We start from the raw sequence: 19,432 nt of genomic DNA, 5'->3' as shown, positions 1-19,432 counted from the left end.
GAAGGATCTTGGCCGGGACCTCGGCCCTTGCCGAGAGGGCGCACGATGCGGTTGCATGCCGCTCACACCCGCCACCGTCAGGAGTGATATCCGTGGGCACCACGGTCTTCGAGCGCCACCCGGCCAGCGCATCGTCCATCGCCACCATGCTCGAGGGCTCCGCCCTCAGCCCCTTCTGGACGGACGATGCGCCCGGCCCGTCGCGGCCGAGCCTGCGCGGCAGCCATCGCGCCGACCTCGTGATCGTGGGCGGCGGCTACAGCGGCCTGTGGACCGCTGTCATGGCGAAGGAACGCGACCCCGGGCTGTCGGTGATCCTGCTCGAGGCGCGGCGCGTCGGATGGGCGGCGTCGGGGCGCAACGGCGGCTTCTGCGAGGCGAGCCTCACGCACGGCCGCGAGAACGGCGAGAGCAGGTGGCCCGAGGAGATCGACGCGCTCGACCGGCTCGGGATGGAGAACCTCGACCAGATCGGGGAGACGGTCGCCCGCTACGGGATGGATGTCGACTGGCAGCGCACCGGTGCGTTGGCCGTCGCGGTCGAGCCGCACCAGGTCGAGTGGCTGGGCGAGGACGCGCTCGACGCCGACGGCGTGCGCGCGCTCGTGAACTCGCCGACGTACCTCGCCGGCGAGCTCAGCCCTGACGACACGGCGCTGGTGCACCCCGCGAAGCTCGCGCGCGAGCTCGCCCGCGTGGCCGAGGAGCTGGGCGTGCAGATCTTCGAGGGCTCGCCGGTCACGGCGCTCGAGGACGGGCCCGTGGTCCGCACGGCCGACGGTGTGGTGCGCGGCGGCAAGGTCGCGCTCGCGACCAACGTGTTCCCGTCGCTGCTCAAGCGCAACCGCCTCATGACGGTGCCGGTCTACGACTACTCGCTCATGACCGAGCCGCTCAGCGCCGCCCAGCTCGCGGAGATCGGCTGGGAGGGCCGCCAGGGCGTCGCGGACCTGGCGAACCAGTTCCACTACTACCGGCTCACCGCGGATGACCGCCTGCTGTTCGGCGGCTACGACGCGATCTACCACGCAGGCGGCCGGGTGCGGGGGAGGTACCAGGATCGACGCGAGTCCTACGAGAAGCTCGCGAGCCACCTGCTCACCACGTTCCCGCAGCTTGACGGGATCCAGGCGACGCACCGCTGGGCCGGGGCGATCGACACGAGCACGCGCTTCTGCGCCTTCTTCGGCACCGCGCGCGACGGCGACGTCGCGTACTCGCTGGGCTTCACCGGGCTCGGGGTGGGAGCGACGCGCTTCGGAGCGAACGTCATGCTCGACCTGCTCGCGGGCGAGGAGACCGAGCGCACGCGGCTGCGGATGGTCCGTGAGCGTCCGCTGCCGTTCCCGCCCGAGCCGCTCGCGAGCCTCGGCATCAACGCGACGCGCTGGAGCCTGGATCGCGCCGATCACCGCGAGGGTCGCCGCAACCTGCTGCTGCGCGGTCTCGACGCCGTGGGCCTAGGGTTCGACTCATGACAGACATCGAGCCCGGCCGTCCCGTCGACCTCCATGCGCTCGCGCTCGAGACGGAGCCCGTGCCCGCGGACATGGTCGAGACGGGGTCGCCGGTCGCCGGAGCGGCCGCGCTCGCGGAGATCGGCGAGGTCGAGGTCGGGGTGTGGGAGATGACCCCGGGCGTCGCGACCGACATCGAGGCCGACGAGGTCTTCGTGGTGCTCTCCGGTCGCGCGACCATCGAGTATCTCGACCCGGCGCTGCCGACGGCGGAGGTCGGACCCGGCTCGCTCGTGTGGCTGACCGAGGGCATGAGCACGCGCTGGACCGTCACCGAGACGCTCCGCAAGGTCTACATCGCGGGCTGAGCCGCCGCGCCGGTCGTGGCGCGTCAGTCGTGCCGCGACAGCAGCGCGATGTGCAGCGCCGTCTGCGTCTCGCCGTCCTCGAGGTCGACCCCCAGGAGCGAGGAGATGAGCTCGAGCCGCTGGTAGAACACCGAGCGGGACAGATGCGCCGCCCGTGCGGCGGCGGTGCGGTTGCCCGGGTGCGCGAGCGCCGCGCGCAGGACCTGCTGGAGGTCGCCGCCGGTGCGCTGGTCGTGCTCGACGATGGGCGACAGCACGCGCTCGCCATGGTCGAGCAGCCGGTGGTCGTCGCGCAGGCTGGACAGCAGCCGCGCGAGCGGGCGGCGCTCGACCCACAGGACCGTGCCCGCCGCGGGCTCGCGCGCGTTGTCGAGCGCCTCGTGCAGGGACAGGGTCGCCGCGTCGACGTCCGCGGCCTCGCGACCGACGGTCACGGCCACCCGCGCGCCGTCGCGCAGCGAGCGCTGCAGCGACCCGACCGTCGCATCGTCGAGCGGACGATGCTGCGGGAGCGACAGCAGCACGATGGTCACGGCGGTGCCGGAGCGCTCCTCGACCGCGAGCGCGCGGGCGCGTGCGCTCACGCCGAGCGCCCACGCCTCGATCTCGGCCGCGGTGGGCTCGCCGCCGCGCAGCGCGATCCCGTAGAGCAGCCGGTCGGCGACCGGCACGCCGGCCGCCTCGAGCCGCGCGGCCATCGCCTCGGGCGTCGCGAAGCGTCCCGCGAGCAGCGGGTCGAGGATGTGGCGCCGGGCGAGCGTCGCCCACTCGTCCCTGCCGCCGTCCGAGAGGCGTCCGAGCGCGAGCGCGATCGCGCCCTGGATCAGCACGTTGCGGCGTCCAGCCGGGTGCTCGGGGCCGGGGAGGGCGACGAGCGAGCCCCACCGCTTCCCGCGTGCGTCGACGGGCACCACGAGCCAGCCGTCGCCGTCGCGGTGCGCCGAGCGAGAGCGACGCTCCCAGTCGCGGAGCACGGTCGACTCGGAACCGGTGGGGACGTCCGTGAGGAGCACCTCGTGCGCGAGGCTCTCGAGGACCACGGGCGCGCCGAGCGTGCGCGCGAGCTCGCGCACCACATGGTCTGCGGGGGCGCCGCGCAGCGCGAGGGAGGTGAACGTCTCGCGGACCTCGTCGCGGGCGCGCAGCGCCGTCATCTGGCCGGCGATGATCCGGCTGTGCCCCGCCTCGGTGAGGGTGACGAAGCGCACCTCGCGGTGGAGCACGGCGAGCGCGAGCCCGAGCCGCTGCGCGGTCGCGATCATCACCGGCGGCGGCGTGGAGTAGCGGGTCCCGAGCTCGAGGACCAGGGCGGAGACGCCGGCCTCGGCCAGCGACGTCACGAACTCGGCGAGCTCCGCATCGTCCGCGGGCCATGCCGTGCCCATGGAGAGCAGGAGCTCGCGGCCGTCGAGCATCCGCGCGATGTCGCTGCGCTCGGACGTGTGGATCCACCGCACCGGCGCCTCGAGCGCCTCGCCGCCGACGAGCACCTCGGGACGCCCCGCGCGGAACGCGGGCTCGTCGAGCATGTCCGCGACGGAGGGCAGCGCGGCGAGCGCGGCGCGGTCCGGACGATGTGTCGCAGAGGCAGGAGATTCGCGACGTTCGGCGGGATCCATCTGCCCATCGTATGTGTGAATCTGGCCGTCTAACGCACACGCCGGCATCGTGCAGAGTGTCCGACGCCCGGTCGAGAGGAGAGCTGTGAGCCTGATCCGTCATCACATCGCGGGAGCCGAGACGGGTGCGGGGGAGCGCACCGGCGAGGTGCGCAACCCCGCGACGGGCGAGGTGGCGGGGCAGGTCGCCTACGCTTCCGCCGCCGAGGCCGAGCAGGCGATCGCCGCCGCGGCGGCCGCGCTTCCCGGCTGGCGCGCCACCGGGCTCATCAAGCGGGCGGACGTCTTCTTCCGGATGCGTCACCTGCTGGTCGAGCGCCAGGACGAGCTCGCCGCGATCATCACGCGCGAGCACGGCAAGGTCCTCGCCGATGCCAAGGGTGAGATCAGCCGCGGCATCGAGAACATCGAGTTCGCGGCCGGGCTGGTGCACCACCTCAAGGGCGAGCACTCGGAGCAGGTGGCGCGCGGTGTCGACGTGCACTCGGTCAAGCAGCCCGTGGGCGTGGTCGGCTGCATCACCCCGTTCAACTTCCCCGTGATGGTGCCGCTGTGGATGGCGGCTTCCGCCATCGCGTGCGGCAACACGGTGGTCCTCAAGCCCAGCGAGAAGGACCCCTCGGCGTCGATCTTCCTCGCGCGCCTGTTCGAGGAGGCCGGCCTGCCCGCGGGCGTCCTCAACGTGGTCCACGGCGACAAGGTCGCCGTCGACGCCATCCTCGACTCGCCCGACGTCAAGGCGGTGAGCTTCGTGGGCTCGACCCCGGTCGCCCGCACGATCTACGAGCGCGGCACCGCGCAGGGCAAGCGCGTCCAGGCGCTCGGCGGCGCAAAGAACCACATGATCGTCATGCCAGACGCGGACCTCGACGCCGCGGCTGATGCCGCCGTGTCGGCCGCGTACGGCTCGGCGGGAGAGCGTTGCATGGCGATCTCCGTCCTCGTGCCCGTGGGCGACGCGACCGCGGACGCGCTGGTGGCCAAGGTCGCCGAGCGCATGGCGGGACTCACCATCGGCGACGGCACCGACCCCGCCTCGGAGATGGGCCCGCTCATCACCCGCGAGCACCGCGACCGTGTCGCGTCGTACGTCACGGGCGCCGCCGCGGAGGGCGCGACCGTGGTGGTCGACGGCACCGCGCAGGAGTTCGCAGGCGACGGATTCTTCATCGGCACGTCGCTGGTCGACCACGTGAAGCCCGGTATGAAGGTCTACGACGACGAGATCTTCGGCCCCGTGCTCTCGGTGGCCCGCGCCGCGTCCTACGACGAGGCCGTCGCGCTGGTCAACGCGAACGGCTTCGCCAACGGCACCGCGATCTTCACGCGCGACGGCGGCACCGCCCGCGCGTTCGAGGTCGACATCGAGGTCGGCATGGTGGGCGTCAACGTCCCGCTGCCGGTGCCCATCGGCGCGTACTCGTTCGGCGGCTGGAAGCAGTCTCTGTTCGGCGACTCGCACATCTACGGACCCGAGTCCATCCACTTCTACACGCGGTCCAAGGTGGTCACCACCCGGTGGCCGGAGCCCAGCGAGTCGCAGATCGACCTCGGCTTCCCGTCGAACCACTGAGCCGTCCCACCACCGAGCCGTCCAACCATCAAGGGGGAGAGATGACCACCGAGCAGGACGCCATCACCGGCGCCGAGGCGCGGGTCCGCGCCGACGACCGTGCCCACGTCTTCCACTCGTGGAGCGCGCAGGCGCTCGTCGACCCGCTTCCCGTCGAGGGAGGCGAGGGCAGCGAGTTCTGGGACTACGAGGGCAACCGCTACCTCGACTTCGGGTCGCAGCTGGTCAACCTCAACCTCGGCCACCAGCACCCCGATCTCATCGCGGCCATCGAGCGGCAGGCGCGCAGCCTCGCGACCATCCAGCCGTCGTTCGCCAACGACGTCCGCGGCGAGCTCGCGCGTCTCATCACGGACGTGGCGGGGGAGCGCTTCTCCAGCGTGTTCTTCACCAACGGCGGCGCCGACGCCAACGAGAACGCGGTGCGCATGGCGCGCCTGGTCACGGGCAAGCGCAAGGTGCTGGCGATGTACCGCAGCTACCACGGCAACACGTCCACGGCCATCTCGCTCACGGGCGACCCGAGGCGCTGGCCCAACGAGCCCGCCGACGGCTCGGTGGTGCACTTCTTCGGGCCGTACCTCTACCGCTCGGCCTTCCACGCGGAGACCGAGGAGGAGGAGACGCGCCGCGCGCTCGAGCACCTCGAGCAGACCATCGTCCTCGAGGGCGCCTCGACCATCGGCGCGATCGTCATCGAGACCATCGTGGGCACCAACGGCGTCCTGGTCCCGCCGCCGGGCTACCTCGCCGGCGTGCGCGCGTTGTGCGACAAGCACGGCATCGTCTACATCGCGGACGAGGTCATGGTCGGCTTCGGGCGCACCGGCGACTGGTTCGCGTACCAGGCGCACGGCGTCGAGCCGGACCTCGTCACCTTCGCCAAGGGCGTCAACTCGGGCTACGTCCCGCTGGGCGGCGTGGTGATCTCGAAGGAGATCGCGGCGGCCTTCGACGAGCGGGCGTTCCCCGGCGGTCTCACCTACTCGGGCCACCCGCTCGCGTGCGCCCCGGGCGTCGCGACGTTCGAGGTGTTCCGCCGCGACGGCATCCTCGAGCGGGTCAAGGACCTGGGCGAGCGCATCGTGCGTCCCACGCTCGAGGGCTGGCTCGAGAGCCACCCGTGCGTGGGCGAGGTGCGCGGCACCGGGCTGTTCTGGGCCGTCGAGCTGGTCCGCGACCGCGAGACGCGCGAGCCGCTGGTGCCGTTCAACGCGTCGGGCGCGGCCGCCGCGCCGATGGGCGTGTTCGCGAAGGCGTGCAAGGACGGCGGGCTGTGGCCGTTCGTGCACTTCAACCGCACGCACATCGCGCCGCCGCTGGTCATCACCGAGGAGGAGCTGGTGCGCGGCCTCGCGATCGTCGACCAGGCGCTCACCGAGATCGACGCGCTCATCGGCTGATCCGCCGCCCGACGTCGGGCCATTTGCCCCCCGAGCCGCCCTCCACACAAGATCTGCAACTTCCGCACCGCTGGCCGCGCTTCACGCCGCGAGTTGCAGCGCGCGAGCGTTCACATGCGGCGCGCTGTGTGGAGGGTGGCTCGTGGCTCCGGGTGCGTGGGGGATCAGGCCCCGGTGAGCAGGCCCGCTGCGCGCAGCGCCGCCCACACCTGGGCCCGCCCGGCGACGGTGGCGAGGTCCTGGCCCAGCAGCTCCTGCGCGGCCGTGAGCCGGGCGCGCACGGTGTGACGATGCACGCCGAGCGTCCGCGCCGCCGCGTCGTGCGCGCAGTCGGCGTCGAACCACGCCGCGACGGTGGCGACCAGGTCGGTGCCGTGCCGCGCGTCGTGCGCCACCAGCGGGTCGAGCGCCGCCTGCGCCACCACGCGCGCCTCGGTCGAGTCGAGCAGCGCGAGGACGCCGGCGCCCGAGAGGTCGGCGAACCGCGTCACGGGGGCGAGTCGCCGCTCTCGCGCGGTGCGCGCCTGGCCCAGCGCGTCGGCGACGCCCTCGAGCCCCACCGGTCCCGACAGCCCCGCCGCGCCGCCGTGACGGAGCACCAGCTCGTCGACCACCGCGGCGTCCTCCTCCGCGAGCACCATCACCAGGTCGCCGTGGTCGGTCGCGTGCAGCAGCGGCACGCCGCGCGCGTCGAGCCACCGCCCCACGCCGCCCGCCTCCGCGAGCCGCTGGTCCGCGACGGCGACCACGACCGGGGCGGCGGGCAGGGGAGAGCCCGAGGCGCGGGCGACGTCCGCGGCGAGCGCGACGTCCCCGCGCACCAGCGCCGCGAGCACCCCCGCCCCGAGGGCGTCGCGGGCCTGCTCGAGGTCCTGACGCTGCTCGAGCGCGAGCGCGGCCATCGCCACCACCGTGGTGACCACGGCGCGGTGCTGCTCGTCGAGGTCCGCCTGGGCGATCGCGAGCACGGCGCGCAGGCGGCCCCGCTGACCCAGGGTCTGCAGGTGGTACCCGTGCCCCTCGACCTCGAGACCCGACGTCGACTGGACCCCGCGGACGAGCATCCCCGCCGCATGCTGCCGCAACGCCTCGACGCTCGCGGCGTCGATCCCGCCGCCCGGGTGCTCGTGGAGCAACGCGTCGCCGTCGAGCAGGCCGACCCACGCGCCCAGCCGACGCGACAGCTCGGCGAGCATCGACCGCAGCCCGTCGGGACGCAGGGCCGCGACCGCGACGGCCCGCTGAGCGTCGAGCGCCCAGGTGCGGCGCTCGTACGCGACGGCGGCGAGCGCCTCGGCGTTGGCGCGCGCGAGCGCGATGAACGGGGTGTCGTACGGCACCTCCCACAGCGGCAGCCGCGCCTCGCGGCACGCGTCGATCAGCGCCTCGGGCACGCCGTTCCGCACCACCTCGGTCCCGAAGCCCAGGCCGAGCATCCCCGAGCGTGCGAGCCGGCGGACGTACGCCGCGTACGGCTTCGGATCGTCGCCCGCGTCCCGGAACTGCGTCCCCGTGGTGAGGAGCACCATGCCGCCCGCGAGGAACGGCGTCGGATCCGCGAGGTCCGAGCTGTGCACCCAGCGGACCGTGGCGTCGAGCGCACCAGGGGCGACGTCGTCCTCGGGGGCCGTGAGGCGGAGGTGGAGCTCGGGTCGCGCGAGCAGCGCGCGGATGGTCGGTGACGCCATGGCATGAGCCTGCCACCGCGGATAGCGCAAGGCAACAGCCTGTACATGGCGGCGAGTGCGTGGGCGAGGGCGGAGGTCTAGCGTCGCCCTCATGACCTCCCTCGACATCGACGCCGGCGTGGCCGGCGGCCCGGCCCTCCCGCAGGAGCGCCGGCTCGTCACCGCCATCCCCGGACCCCGTTCGCAGGAGCTGCTGGCGCGCAAGGCCGCCGCGGTCGCGGCAGGCGTGGGCCACACCGCCCCGATCGCGGCGGTCGCCGCCGGCGGGGGCGTGGTGACCGACGCGGACGGCAACTCGCTCATCGACCTGGGCTCCGGCATCGCCGTGACCTCCGTGGGCAACGCCCACCCCAAGGTGGTCGAGGCGGTCCAGCGCCAGGCGGCCGCCTTCACCCACACGTGCTTCATGGTCTCGCCCTACGAGGGCTACGTCGCGGTCGCCGAGGCGCTCAACCGCCTCACCCCCGGAGACTTCGAGAAGAAGTCCGCGCTCTTCAACTCGGGCGCCGAGGCCGTCGAGAACGCGGTCAAGATCGCTCGCAAGGCGACCGAGCGCCAGGCCGTCGTCGCGTTCGACCACGCGTATCACGGCCGTACCAACCTCACGATGGCGCTCACCGCGAAGTCGATGCCCTACAAGAGCGGCTTCGGACCGTTCGCCTCCGAGGTCTACCGCGCGCCCATGTCCTACCCGTACCGCGACGGCCTCACCGGCCCCGAGGCGGCGGCCAAGGCGATCTCGGTGATCGAGAAGCAGGTGGGAGCCGACAACCTCGCGGCCGTCATCATCGAGCCGATCCAGGGCGAGGGCGGCTTCATCGTCCCCGCCGAGGGCTTCCTCCCCGCCATCTCGGCATGGTGCACCGCCAACGGCGTGATCCTCATCGCGGACGAGGTCCAGAGCGGCTTCGCGCGCACCGGGGCGATGTTCGCCTCCGAGCACTTCGGGATCGTCCCCGACATGGTCACCACCGCCAAGGGCATCGCCGGCGGGCTGCCGCTGGCCGCGGTCACCGGACGCGCCGAGATCATGGACGCCGCCCACGTCGGCGGACTGGGCGGCACCTACGGTGGCAACCCGATCGCATGCGCGGCCGCGCTCGCCAGCATCGAGGTCTTCGAGACCGAGGACCTGTCCGACCGCGCCCGCGAGATCGAGGCGCTCATGCTCGCCCGCCTCGAGACCATGCAGGCCTCGGATCCGCGCATCGGCGACATCCGCGGGCTCGGCGCGATGATCGCGATCGAGCTGGTCGACCCCGCGACCAAGGCGCCCGCCGCCGCGCTCGCCGGGGCCATCGCGCAGCGCTGCATCGCGGACGGGGTCATCGTGCTCACGTGCGGCACGTACGGCAACGTGCTGCGCTTCCTGCCGCCGCTCACCATCGGCGACGCGCTGCTGTCCGAGGGGCTCGACGTGGTCGCGGCCGCGCTCGCGGCGGAGGTCGCGGCATGACGGCCGCGGCCGAGAGGGCGCTGCTCGACTCCGTCCCTACCGGGCTGTTCCTCGCGGGGGAGTGGACCGCCGCATCGTCCGGCGGGACGCTCGACGTCACCGACCCCTCGACCGGCGAGGTGCTCGCGAGCATCGCCGACGCGACGCCGGACGATGCGCGGCGCGCCCTCGACGCCGCCGTCGCCGCGCAGGACGCGTGGGCGGCGACCGCTCCGCGCGTGCGCGGGGAGATCCTCCGCAAGGCCTTCGAGCTGGTGCGCGAGCGCGCCGAGGACTTCGCGCTGCTCATGACGCTCGAGATGGGCAAGCCGCTCGCCGAGGCGCGCGGCGAGGTCGCGTACGGCAACGAGTTCCTGCGCTGGTTCTCCGAGGAGGCCGTGCGCGTCACGGGGCGCTTCGGCCCCAACCCCGAGGGCACCGGCACGATGGTGGTCTCGCAGCGGCCCGTGGGTCCCTGCTACCTCATCACCCCCTGGAACTTCCCGCTCGCGATGGCGACCCGCAAGATCGCGCCGGCTCTCGCGGCCGGCTGCACCGTGGTGGTCAAGCCTGCGGCGCTGACCCCGCTCACCACGCTGCTGCTCGCGTCGGTGCTCGAGGAGGCCGGCGTGCCCGCGGGCGTGGTCAACGTCATCACCACGTCGCGGTCGGGGGCCGTCTCCGAGCCGATCCTCACCGACCCGCGCCTGCGCAAGCTGTCCTTCACCGGCTCGACCGAGGTGGGGCGCGCGCTGCTCAAGCAGGCCGCCGACGGCGTGCTGCGCGTGTCGATGGAGCTCGGCGGCAACGCGCCGTTCCTGGTCTTCGAGGACGCGGACCTCGACAAGGCCGTCGAGGGCGCGCTGCTCGCGAAGTTCCGCAACATCGGCCAGGCGTGCACGGCCGCCAACCGGTTCATCGTCCACGCCTCCGTCGCGGACGAGTTCGCGCGGCGCGTGACCGAGCGCGTCGCCGCCATGACGGTGGGCCGCGGCACCGAGGACGGCGTGCAGATCGGCCCGCTCATCGACGACCGCGCGGTCGCGACGTCGCTCGCGCTCGTGGACGATGCGGTGGCGAAGGGTGCGTCCGTCGCCACCGGCGGCGCGGCGCTCGACGGCGCCGGCTCCTTCGTGCAGCCGACCGTCCTCACGGGGGTCCAGCCGGGCTCGGACATCCTCTCCACCGAGATCTTCGGGCCGGTCCTCGCGATCGCGACCTTCGAGACCGAGGAGGAGGCGATCGCGCTCGCGAACGCGACGGAGTACGGCCTGGTCTCGTACGCCTTCACGCAGGACCTCGCCCGCGGCCACCGCCTCATCGACCGCCTCGACACCGGCATGATGGGGCTCAACGCGGGTGTGGTCTCGAACGCGGCCGCGCCCTTCGGCGGGGTCAAGCAGTCCGGGCTCGGCCGCGAGGGCGGACTCGAGGGCATCCACGAGTACCTGTCGACCAAGTACACCCTGATCCCGGCGGGCTGACCCGCCGCATCGTCCATCCACCACCCGCAACGCAAGGAGATTCATGTCCGGCTACGCAGTAGTGAACCCGGCCACCGGCGAGCGCCTGGCCGACTACCCGACGATGTCCGAGGCGGACGTCGAGACCGCGCTCGCCGCGGCCGACGGCGCGTACCGGGGGTGGTTGCGCTCGTCCACGGTTGAGGAGCGTGCCGCGCTGGTGCGCCGCGTCGCCGAGCTGCACCGTGAGCGCCGCGAGGAGCTCGCCGCGATCATCGTGCGCGAGATGGGCAAGCCGCTCTCGCACGCGCTGGGCGAGGTTGACTTCGCCGCCGACATCACCGAGTACTACGCGGACAACGCCGAGAAGGTCACGGGCGACACCCCGATCGACATCCTGGGCGAGGGCACCGCGGTGATCCGCCGCAGCCCGCTCGGCGCGCTGCTCGGCATCATGCCGTGGAACTTCCCCTACTACCAGGTCGCACGCTTCGCGGCGCCGAACATCGTGGTGGGCAACGCGATCGTGCTCAAGCACGCGCCGCAGTGCCCCGAGTCGGCCGCGGCGATCGAGGCGATCTACCGCGACGCGGGCTTCCCCGAGGGCGTCTACGTCAACGTCTACGCCTCGAACGAGCAAGCGGCGACGATGATCGCCGACCCGCGCATCGCGGGCGTCTCGGTCACGGGTTCGGAGCGCGCCGGCTCCGCCGTCGCGTCGCTCGCGGGTCAGCACCTCAAGAAGGTCGCGCTCGAGCTGGGAGGCTCGGACCCGTTCATCGTGCTGTCGACCGATGACCTGGACGCCGTGGTCGAGGGCGCGGTCGAGGCCCGCATGGACAACTCGGGTCAGTCCTGCAACGCGCCCAAGCGCTTCATCATCATCGACTCGCTCTACGACGAGTTCCTCGAGAAGTTCACCGCCGCGATGGTGGCCTGCACCGCGGGCGATCCGTTCGCGGAGGAGAGCGTCATCGGCCCGCTCTCGTCGCTCGCGGCGGCGGAGCGCCTCGACGCGCAGGTGTCCAAGGCGGTCGAGCAGGGCGCGACGCTCGTGGCCGGCGGCACGCGCGACGGCGCGTTCTACGAGCCGACCGTCCTCACGGGTGTCACCAAGGACATGGACGTGTACCGCGAGGAGCTCTTCGGGCCCGCGGCCGCCGTGTACAAGGTGACCTCCGAGGAGGAGGCGATCGCGCTCGCGAACGACACCGCCTTCGGCCTGGGCTCGTACGTCTACACGACCGACCCCGAGCAGGCTGAGCGCATCGCGAATGCGATCGAGGCCGGCATGGTCTACGTCAACTGCGTGCTCGCGGACAGCCCCGAGCTGCCCTTCGGCGGCGTGAAGCGCTCCGGCACCTCGCGCGAGATGGGCCTGCTCGCCGCGGACGAGTTCGTCAACAAGAAGCTCATCCGCATCGCCTGACCCGTGGCCCGGCGGCTGCCCCCACTCTCTCCAGGGCGGCCGCCGGGCTTCGTCATGTACGGACTCCCGGTGCTGCATGGATGCCAGGATCGTGGTGTTCCCGGCACTCATGCAGCGGCGGGGCGCGGGGCTGTCGAGACATATACCCCCTGGGGTATGCTGTCGCGCATGATCAGCATCCGACGCGGCGCGATCGCCGCCACCGCCATCGTCCTCGCCTCGACCCTCGCCGCCTGCTCGACCGGCGCCGCCGAGGAGTCCGGCCCCGTCGCCTTCGACGGCTCGCACGTCTCCGCCGACCGCTTCGCCGAGGCCGTCGCGACCGACGGCGTCGTGGTGATCGACGTCCGCACGCCCGAGGAGTTCGCGCAGGGCCACCTGCCCGACGCCGTCAACATCGACGTCTCCGGCTCGGCCTTCGACTCGGAGGTCGCGACCCTCGACCCCGAGGGCGACTACGCGGTCTACTGCCGCTCGGGCAACCGCTCGCGCGCCGCGATCGACCAGATGGCGGCCGACGGCGTCGAGGGCACCGTGGGCCTCGAGGGCGGCATCGGCGCCTGGGGCGGCGAGGTCGTCACCGGCTGACCCGTTCCTGCCGGCCGCCTTGGCGACTCGGGGTGGCCGGCAGCCCCTGCGGTCACCGCGGCCGGCGGCCTCGCCGTGACCGTCGTGACCGTCGTGACCGTCGTGACCGTCGTGACCGTCGTGACCGTCGTGACCGTCGTGACCGTCGTGACCGGGACGCTCACCATGCTTCTGTCGCCGCCCGTGCGTCGGGCGGGACGCTCATCTGACCCGCGCCGGGCGCAGCGCAGATGACGGTCCCGCACGATGCAGCCGCGCGCGAAGAAGCGTGGTGACTGTCCCGCCCGGTCAGCCCTCGGCGGTGAGCAGCTCGCCGCGTGCGATCGCGACCACGGTGCGCCAGCCGAGACCGATCGCGATGGCGGAGACCACAGCGAGCGTGGCGACGCCGATCCAGGCCGCGAAGGCCGTCGCGCCCGCCTCGTACGCGCCGAGCAGCGCTGAGGCCGAGGCGGCGAGCGGGAACGTGTAGGCCCACGCGCTCACCGCGAAGGGCACCTTGAGCAGGAAGTTCGCCTGCGAGGCCAGCAGCGCGAGCTGGAAGACCACGACGCCGAGCAGCATCATCGCGATGGGGTCCGTCCACGCGCCGCCCAGGCGCACCCAGGACAGCGAGGCGACCGCGGGCGGGGCGGCGAGGATCGCGAGCGTCGGCGCGAGGCGCCACGGCATGATGCCCTCGAGGAACAGGCGTCCGAGCACCACGGGCAGCAGCCCGAGCCAGAAGACGGCGCCGACGCCGAAGAAGTACCAGCAGATCTCCGCCGGCGCGTGCGCGACGCCCGCGAGCGGCGCGACCAGGTTGCCCACGATCGGGATGAACCATGCCGGATGCACGTGGACCGGCTGGATCCGTGCGTCCGCGATCCAGGTCCGCATGATGAGCACGGTCACCAGGAACTGGATGACGGCGCCCGGCCACCACAGCACCGCCGAGACGCCCTCGGAGATCGGCAGGAAGGCCGTCGACAGCACCATGAGAGCGACCGGGAGGGTCGCCACGAACGCCGCCTTGACCGGGTGCGACCACTCCGCGACCGTCGCGCGCGGATGGCGCACCGCCTTGAGCCCGTAGGCGATCGTCGCTGCGGCCACGATGACGAGACCGAGCCCCGCGAGGATGTCGTTGACCGGCAGCGAGAGGCCGAAGGCCTCCTCGAACCGGTACCACGCGGCCGACGTGCCGCCCGCGCCCATCGCGATCGCGAAGACGCCCACGGGGAGATGGGCGAGGCTGCGGTCCGCGTCGGTGGTGGCGGACGATGCGGGGGTGCCGGCGGTCATGGATCCTCCTCGTGCGCGTCGGGATGCCCCGGGGTGCATGCGCCCAGTCTGGCACTCGACGCATGCAGGTCCATCCCACGCCGCCGTGTCAGCACCGATCCGCACCGTTTCGCGGGCCGGTGCGACGCTGCATCGGCCGTTCTCGGCGCGCCTGAAATACCTGTTCGGGATACCCCGCAGGGTATAAAATGCCTGGTAGTGGGCCTATGGTCCCCGGGACCTCTGCCCCGAGCAACGCGCCGAGGCGGCACCTAGCGTGATGGTCATGGGGATCGAGGCCCGGAGGGGGCCGGCACCCGTCACTAGGAGCCAGACAAAGATGACTACCACCGTCTCGGAGAGCGCGACCACCGACGTCGCGACCGCCATCGACAAGCTCGTCGCCAACGCTCAGGAGGCGCTCGACGCGTACAGCGTGTTCACGCAGGACGACGTCAACCTCCTCGTCAAGAAGGCCTCCGTGGCCGCCCTCAACCAGCACGGCGAGCTCGCCGTCCTCGCGGTCCAGGAGACCGGCCGCGGCGTGTTCGAGGACAAGGCCGTCAAGAACATCTTCGCGTGCGAGCACGTGACCCACTCGATGGGCCCGATGAAGACCGTGGGCATCATCAACGAGGACCCGATCAAGGGCATCACCGAGATCGCGGAGCCCGTCGGCGTCGTCGCCGGCGTGACCCCGGTCACCAACCCCACCTCGACCGCGATCTTCAAGTCGCTCATCGCGCTGAAGACCCGCAACCCGATCATCTTCGCGTTCCACCCGAGCGCGCAGCAGTCGTCGGTCGCCGCCGCCAAGATCGTGCGCGACGCCGCCATCAAGGCCGGCGCGCCCGAGAACTGCATCCAGTGGGTCGAGACCCCCTCGCTCGAGGCGACCAACCTGCTCATGAACCACGACGGCGTCGCGCTGATCCTCGCGACCGGCGGCAACGCGATGGTCAAGGCCGCGTACTCGTGCGGCAAGCCGGCCCTCGGCGTCGGCGCGGGCAACGTCCCCGCCTACGTGCACAAGTCGGCGGTGCTCGAGCGCTCGATCAACGACCTCGTGATCTCGAAGGCCTTCGACAACGGCATGGTGTGCGCCTCGGAGCAGGCCGTCATCCTCGACGCCGAGATCTACGACAAGGCGATGTCGCTGTTCGACCGCCTCCACGCCTACAAGGTCACCCCGGCCGAGAAGAAGATGCTCGAGGAGTTCATCTTCGGCGTCACCGCGGACGGCCAGAACTGCGCCGGTGCGAAGCTCAACCCGAACGTGGTGGGCAAGTCGCCGCAGTGGATCGCCGAGCAGGCCGGCTTCTCCGTGCCGGACGAGACCTCGATCATCCTCGCCGAGGTCTCGACCGTCGGCGAGAGCGAGCCCCTCACCCGCGAGAAGCTGTGCCCGGTGCTCGCGGTCCTCCGCGCCGAGTCGACCGAGCAGGGCCTGGACTACGCCGAGCGCATGGTCGAGTTCCACGGCCTCGGCCACTCGGCCGCGATCCACGCGACCGACGACGCCCTGATCAAGGACTTCGGCAAGCGCTGCAAGGCGATCCGCATCATCGTGAACTCGCCCTCGTCACACGGCGGCATCGGCGACATCTACAACGCCTTCATGCCCTCGCTCACCCTCGGCTGCGGCTCCTACGGCCACAACTCGGTGTCGAACAACGTCACCGCGGTGAACCTGATCAACGTCAAGCGCATCGGCCGGAGGAACAACAACATGCAGTGGTTCAAGGTTCCGGCGAAGACGTACTTCGAGCCGAACGCGATCCAGTACCTGCACGACATGAACGGCGTCAACCGCGTCACCATCGTCACCGACGCGACCATGACCCGCATCGGCATCGTCGACAAGGTCCTCGACGTCCTCAACCGTCGCGAGAACCCGGTCTCCGTGCAGATCATCGACAACGTCGAGCCCGAGCCGAGCGTCGCGACCGTCCGCAAGGGCGCCGAGACCCTCCGCGCCTTCAAGCCGGACACCATCATCGCGGTCGGCGGCGGCTCGCCGATGGACGCCGCGAAGGTCATGTGGCTGCTCTACGAGCACCCGCAGATCGACTTCGCGGACCTCAAGGAGAAGTTCTTCGACGTCCGCAAGCGCGCCTTCCAGTTCCCGAAGCTGGGCGAGCTCGCCAAGCTGGTCTGCATCCCGACCACGTCGGGCACCGGCTCCGAGGTGACGCCCTTCGCCGTGATCTCCGACCCGGAGACCGGCCGCAAGTACCCGCTCGCCGACTACGCGCTCACGCCGACCGTCGCGATCGTGGACCCGGTCCTCACCGCGAACCTCCCGGCGCGCGTCGCCGCGGACTCCGGTCTCGACGCCCTGACCCACGCCACCGAGGCCTTCGTCTCGGTCTACGCGAACGACTACACCGACGGCCTGTGCCTCCAGGCCATCAAGATGGTCTTCGAGTACCTGCCCCAGTCGGTGCAGGAGGGCGGCCAGGCGGTCAAGGCCCGCGAGAAGATGCACAACGCCGCGACCATCGCCGGCATGGCCTTCGCCAACGCCTTCCTGGGCCTGGTCCACGCCATGTCGCACGTGACCGGCTCGACCTTCCACATCGCGCACGGCCGCACCAACTCGGTGTACCTGCCCCACGTGATCCGCTACAACGGCAAGGTTCCGACCAAGCCCGCGTCGTGGCCCAAGGCCGAGTCCTACGTCGCGCCGGAGCGCTACCAGGAGATCGCGAAGCACCTCGGTCTCCCGGCCTCGACCCCCGAGGAGGGCGTCGAGTCCTACGCGAAGGCCGTCGAGGACCTGCGCACCGCGTGCGGCGTCGAGAAGTCGTTCAAGGAGCTCGGCGTCGACGAGGCGGAGTTCATGGCCTCGCTCGACACCCTCGCGATGAACGCCTACGCCGACCAGTGCGCGCCGGCCAACCCGCGCCTTCCGATCCTCGAGGACATGAAGGTGATGATGGAGGCCGCGTACTACGGCATCACCTGGGACGAGGTGAAGGCCAACCGCAAGGCCGAGGCCATCGTCGCCGAGGCGAAGAAGGCTCCCGCCAAGAAGGCCGCTGCGAAGAAGGCCTGACCCGAAAAGCTGGCTCCCGAGGCGATCCGCCTCAGGGTCCCTCCCTCAGGGCCCCGACACCCACCCGGTGTCGGGGCCCTGTGTCGTCCCCGGTGCGGGGGAATCCCGATGACCGATGTGACAGGTCGAGTCCGGTGTGAAGGCGGCGCCAGCCACAGCGATCACGTGAGAGCACTCGCGTCACATGTGTCATTGGGAATCGGTCGAGGGCTTTGCCATGATGGGCGCCATGAACGCACGCCTCGCCGCCACCGCCGTCTCCGCCGCCGTGCTCGCGGCCCTGCTCTCGGGCTGCGACGACGCGAAGGGCGCGATCACGGACGCCACCGCCGGCGCGCGCGACGCGATCGAGAAGGCGGAGGACCTCAGGGACGACCTCGAGCAGAAGGCCGACGAGGTCCAGCAGAAGGTCGAGGACGCCCAGGAGAAGGCCGACGAGCTCAAGCAGAAGGCCGAGGACGTCAAGGACGCCGTCACCGGCGGCTGACCCGCGACGCCGGCCCCGCGCGAGGTCCCGGCCGCGCGCCACTAGACTTGACCCTCGTGGCCACCGACTTCGCGACCGAGATCCAGGAGCTCCGCTCGACCTTCTCCCAGATCGAGGCGGTGACGGACCCGACCAGGCTCAAGGCGCGCATCGCCGAGCTGGAGGAGCAGGCCGCGGCGCCCGACCTCTGGGACGACCAGGAGAACGCGCAGGCGGTCACCAGCCAGCTGAGCCAGGCGAACTCCGAGCTCGAGCGCGTGAGCCGCATGGGCTCGCGCATCGACGACCTCGAGGTGCTGGTCGAGCTGGGCACCGAGGGCGAGGACGAGGACACCCTCGCCGAGGCCGATGCGGAGCTCGCGAAGCTCAAGACCGACCTCGCCGCGATGGAGGTCCGCACCCTGATGACGGGGGAGTGGGACGAGCGCAACGCCGTCGTCACCATCCGCTCGGGCGCCGGAGGCGACGACGCCACCGACTTCGCCGAGATGCTGCTGCGCATGTACCTGCGCTGGGCCGAGCGTCACGGCTACGGCACCAAGGTGCTCGACACCTCGTACGCCGAGGGCGCGGGCATCAAGTCCGCGACCTTCGAGCTCAACGCGCCCTACGCCTTCGGCACGCTGTCGGTCGAGGCGGGCACGCACCGCCTCGCGCGCATCAGCCCGTTCGGCTCGGCGGACAAGCGCCAGACGTCCTTCGCCGCGGTCGAGGTGATCCCTCAGATCGAGTCGACCGACCACATCGAGGTCCCCGAGTCGGAGATCAAGGTCGACGTGTTCCGTTCGTCGGGCCCCGGCGGACAGTCGGTCAACACCACCGACTCCGCGGTGCGCCTCACCCACCTCCCGACCGGCATCGTCGTCTCGATGCAGGACGAGAAGTCGCAGATCCAGAACCGCGCGGCCGCGATGCGCGTGCTCCAGTCGCGCCTGCTGCTCCTCAAGAAGGAGGAGGAGGCCGCGCAGAAGAAGGAGCTCGCCGGCGACATCAAGGCGAGCTGGGGCGACCAGATGCGCTCGTACTTCCTCTACGGCCAGCAGCTGGTCAAGGACCTGCGGACCGGCTACGAGGTGGGCAACCCGCAGATCGTCTTCGACGGCGACCTCGACGGCTTCATCGACGCGGGCATCCGCTGGCGCCGCGCCGAGCAGAAGGCCGCCGAGCAGGCCTAGGTCGACGCCCGCCGCTCACGGCGGCGGTATGAGAACGCCTCGCGCACGAAGCCGCGCAGCTCGTCCTCAGGGATCGGCTCGGAGGCGGAGAGCACGATGGCGCGGGTGCCGTCGTAGCGGAACCTGGCTCCGTGCCGGTGGCGGAACTCGTCGACCAGCGTGGTCCGACAGTGGACGAGCACCGCGACGTCGTCGGTGCCGCGCACTCGGTCGAGGCGCACGGGGGTGCCGACGCGCGGACCCGAGGGCAGGAAGCTCGCCTGTCCCCACTTGAGGGTCTCGACCGCGGGACCAGCCTCGCCGGTGGAGGCGGCGACGTCGAGCACCAGCCTGCGGAGCGCGAGCAGGCGCTCGCGGACGGGCGCGGGATGGTCGAGCAGCGCGGCCGCGGTGACCGCCGGGACCTCGTCATCGTCCGTCATGGCG

General features: G+C 71.8%; 15 protein-coding genes. 11 read left to right on the top strand and 4 right to left on the bottom strand.

The window, feature by feature from the left end; all coding sequences use genetic code 11:
* Positions 1–92: 92 nt before the first annotated feature.
* Both TR42_RS08725 and TR42_RS08720 read left to right on the top strand, forming a co-directional pair.
* On the top strand, positions 93–1,478 hold the full coding sequence (locus TR42_RS08725) for an NAD(P)/FAD-dependent oxidoreductase (RefSeq protein WP_042214990.1): 1,386 nt from the start codon (positions 93–95) through the stop codon (positions 1,476–1,478).
* A complete protein-coding gene (locus TR42_RS08720; RefSeq protein WP_042214988.1) occupies positions 1,475–1,825 on the top strand; it encodes a cupin domain-containing protein in 351 nt (116 codons plus the stop codon). The genes TR42_RS08725 and TR42_RS08720 overlap by 4 nt, the downstream gene beginning before the upstream one ends.
* Positions 1,826–1,848: 23 nt before the next feature.
* On the opposite strand, the gene TR42_RS08715 is transcribed toward TR42_RS08720, so the two are convergent.
* Positions 1,849–3,444, bottom strand: coding sequence for a PucR family transcriptional regulator (locus TR42_RS08715; RefSeq protein ID WP_074789292.1), 1,596 nt, complete (start codon positions 3,442–3,444; stop codon positions 1,849–1,851).
* An 85-nt stretch (positions 3,445–3,529) separates the two neighbouring features.
* Here TR42_RS08715 and TR42_RS08710 point away from each other — a divergent pair, with 85 nt between their 5' ends.
* A complete protein-coding gene (locus TR42_RS08710) occupies positions 3,530–5,017 on the top strand; it encodes a CoA-acylating methylmalonate-semialdehyde dehydrogenase (protein ID WP_042214986.1) in 1,488 nt (495 codons plus the stop codon).
* A gap of 41 nt (positions 5,018–5,058) precedes the next feature.
* A complete protein-coding gene (locus tag TR42_RS08705) occupies positions 5,059–6,420 on the top strand; it encodes an aspartate aminotransferase family protein (RefSeq protein ID WP_042214985.1) in 1,362 nt (453 codons plus the stop codon).
* Between the two features lie 164 nt (positions 6,421–6,584).
* On the opposite strand, the gene TR42_RS08700 is transcribed toward TR42_RS08705, so the two are convergent.
* Positions 6,585–8,108 carry a PucR family transcriptional regulator gene (locus tag TR42_RS08700; RefSeq protein ID WP_042214983.1) on the bottom strand — a complete coding sequence of 508 codons (1,524 nt, stop codon included), beginning with the start codon at positions 8,106–8,108 and terminating at the stop codon, positions 6,585–6,587.
* A gap of 91 nt (positions 8,109–8,199) precedes the next feature.
* On the opposite strand from TR42_RS08700, the gene gabT reads away from it, so the two are divergent.
* The 4 genes from gabT (at position 8,200) to TR42_RS08680 (ending at position 13,023) form a co-directional block, all read left to right on the top strand.
* Positions 8,200–9,564 (top strand): 4-aminobutyrate--2-oxoglutarate transaminase, encoded by a 1,365-nt coding sequence (gene gabT / locus TR42_RS08695; RefSeq protein ID WP_042214981.1) that lies wholly within the window; start codon positions 8,200–8,202, stop codon positions 9,562–9,564.
* Positions 9,561–11,027 (top strand): NAD-dependent succinate-semialdehyde dehydrogenase, encoded by a 1,467-nt coding sequence (locus TR42_RS08690; protein ID WP_042214978.1) that lies wholly within the window; start codon positions 9,561–9,563, stop codon positions 11,025–11,027. Before gabT ends, TR42_RS08690 begins: the two co-directional genes overlap by 4 nt.
* 43 nt (positions 11,028–11,070) lie before the next feature.
* Complete coding sequence (locus TR42_RS08685; protein ID WP_042214976.1) at positions 11,071–12,435, top strand: NAD-dependent succinate-semialdehyde dehydrogenase; 1,365 nt, start codon at positions 11,071–11,073, stop codon at positions 12,433–12,435.
* 168 nt (positions 12,436–12,603) lie between these two features.
* The gene (locus TR42_RS08680; RefSeq protein WP_042214974.1) at positions 12,604–13,023 is read left to right on the top strand and encodes a rhodanese-like domain-containing protein; all 420 of its coding nucleotides are present in this window, start codon (positions 12,604–12,606) and stop codon (positions 13,021–13,023) included.
* A 288-nt stretch (positions 13,024–13,311) separates the two neighbouring features.
* Here TR42_RS08680 and TR42_RS08675 read toward each other — a convergent pair whose 3' ends face one another.
* Positions 13,312–14,307, bottom strand: a complete 996-nt coding sequence (locus TR42_RS08675) for an SLAC1 anion channel family protein (protein ID WP_042214972.1) — start codon at positions 14,305–14,307, stop codon at positions 13,312–13,314.
* A 319-nt stretch (positions 14,308–14,626) separates the two neighbouring features.
* Between TR42_RS08675 and adhE the strand changes: the two genes are divergently transcribed.
* From adhE to prfB, 3 genes are all read left to right on the top strand, one after another.
* Positions 14,627–17,344, top strand: a complete 2,718-nt coding sequence (gene adhE / locus TR42_RS08670; protein WP_042214970.1) for a bifunctional acetaldehyde-CoA/alcohol dehydrogenase — start codon at positions 14,627–14,629, stop codon at positions 17,342–17,344.
* 229 nt (positions 17,345–17,573) lie between these two features.
* Positions 17,574–17,831 carry a hypothetical protein gene (locus TR42_RS15325; protein WP_042214968.1) on the top strand — a complete coding sequence of 86 codons (258 nt, stop codon included), beginning with the start codon at positions 17,574–17,576 and terminating at the stop codon, positions 17,829–17,831.
* A 56-nt stretch (positions 17,832–17,887) separates the two neighbouring features.
* On the top strand, positions 17,888–19,006 hold the full coding sequence (gene prfB / locus TR42_RS08660; protein WP_042214967.1) for a peptide chain release factor 2: 1,119 nt from the start codon (positions 17,888–17,890) through the stop codon (positions 19,004–19,006).
* Here the strand turns inward: prfB and TR42_RS08655 are convergent.
* Entirely contained in the window at positions 19,003–19,428 is a 426-nt protein-coding gene (locus tag TR42_RS08655; RefSeq protein ID WP_042214965.1) for a DUF1801 domain-containing protein, read from the bottom strand. The genes prfB and TR42_RS08655 overlap by 4 nt on opposite strands.
* Positions 19,429–19,432 lie beyond the last annotated feature (4 nt).

The sequence above is a fragment of the Demequina mangrovi genome (assembly GCF_000759715.1).
GTDB classification, from domain to species: Bacteria; Actinomycetota; Actinomycetes; order Actinomycetales; family Demequinaceae; genus Demequina; species Demequina mangrovi.
This window is presented reverse-complemented; position numbering and strand designations above follow the sequence as displayed.

What these genes read in the sequence shown, in the direction of transcription:
- TR42_RS08680 (WP_042214974.1), top strand. Translation starts at nt 12,604, where the DNA reads ATGATCAGCATCCGACGCGGCGCGATCGCCGCCACCGCCATCGTCCTC.
- adhE (WP_042214970.1), top strand. Translation starts at nt 14,627, where the DNA reads ATGACTACCACCGTCTCGGAGAGCGCGACCACCGACGTCGCGACCGCC.
- TR42_RS08690 (WP_042214978.1), top strand. Translation starts at nt 9,561, where the DNA reads ATGACGGCCGCGGCCGAGAGGGCGCTGCTCGACTCCGTCCCTACCGGG.
- gabT (WP_042214981.1), top strand. Translation starts at nt 8,200, where the DNA reads ATGACCTCCCTCGACATCGACGCCGGCGTGGCCGGCGGCCCGGCCCTC.
- TR42_RS08675 (WP_042214972.1), bottom strand. Translation starts at nt 14,307, where the DNA reads ATGACCGCCGGCACCCCCGCATCGTCCGCCACCACCGACGCGGACCGC.
- TR42_RS08705 (WP_042214985.1), top strand. Translation starts at nt 5,059, where the DNA reads ATGACCACCGAGCAGGACGCCATCACCGGCGCCGAGGCGCGGGTCCGC.
- TR42_RS08685 (WP_042214976.1), top strand. Translation starts at nt 11,071, where the DNA reads ATGTCCGGCTACGCAGTAGTGAACCCGGCCACCGGCGAGCGCCTGGCC.
- TR42_RS15325 (WP_042214968.1), top strand. Translation starts at nt 17,574, where the DNA reads ATGAACGCACGCCTCGCCGCCACCGCCGTCTCCGCCGCCGTGCTCGCG.
- TR42_RS08655 (WP_042214965.1), bottom strand. Translation starts at nt 19,428, where the DNA reads ATGACGGACGATGACGAGGTCCCGGCGGTCACCGCGGCCGCGCTGCTC.
- TR42_RS08700 (WP_042214983.1), bottom strand. Translation starts at nt 8,108, where the DNA reads ATGGCGTCACCGACCATCCGCGCGCTGCTCGCGCGACCCGAGCTCCAC.
- TR42_RS08715 (WP_074789292.1), bottom strand. Translation starts at nt 3,444, where the DNA reads ATGGATCCCGCCGAACGTCGCGAATCTCCTGCCTCTGCGACACATCGT.
- TR42_RS08720 (WP_042214988.1), top strand. Translation starts at nt 1,475, where the DNA reads ATGACAGACATCGAGCCCGGCCGTCCCGTCGACCTCCATGCGCTCGCG.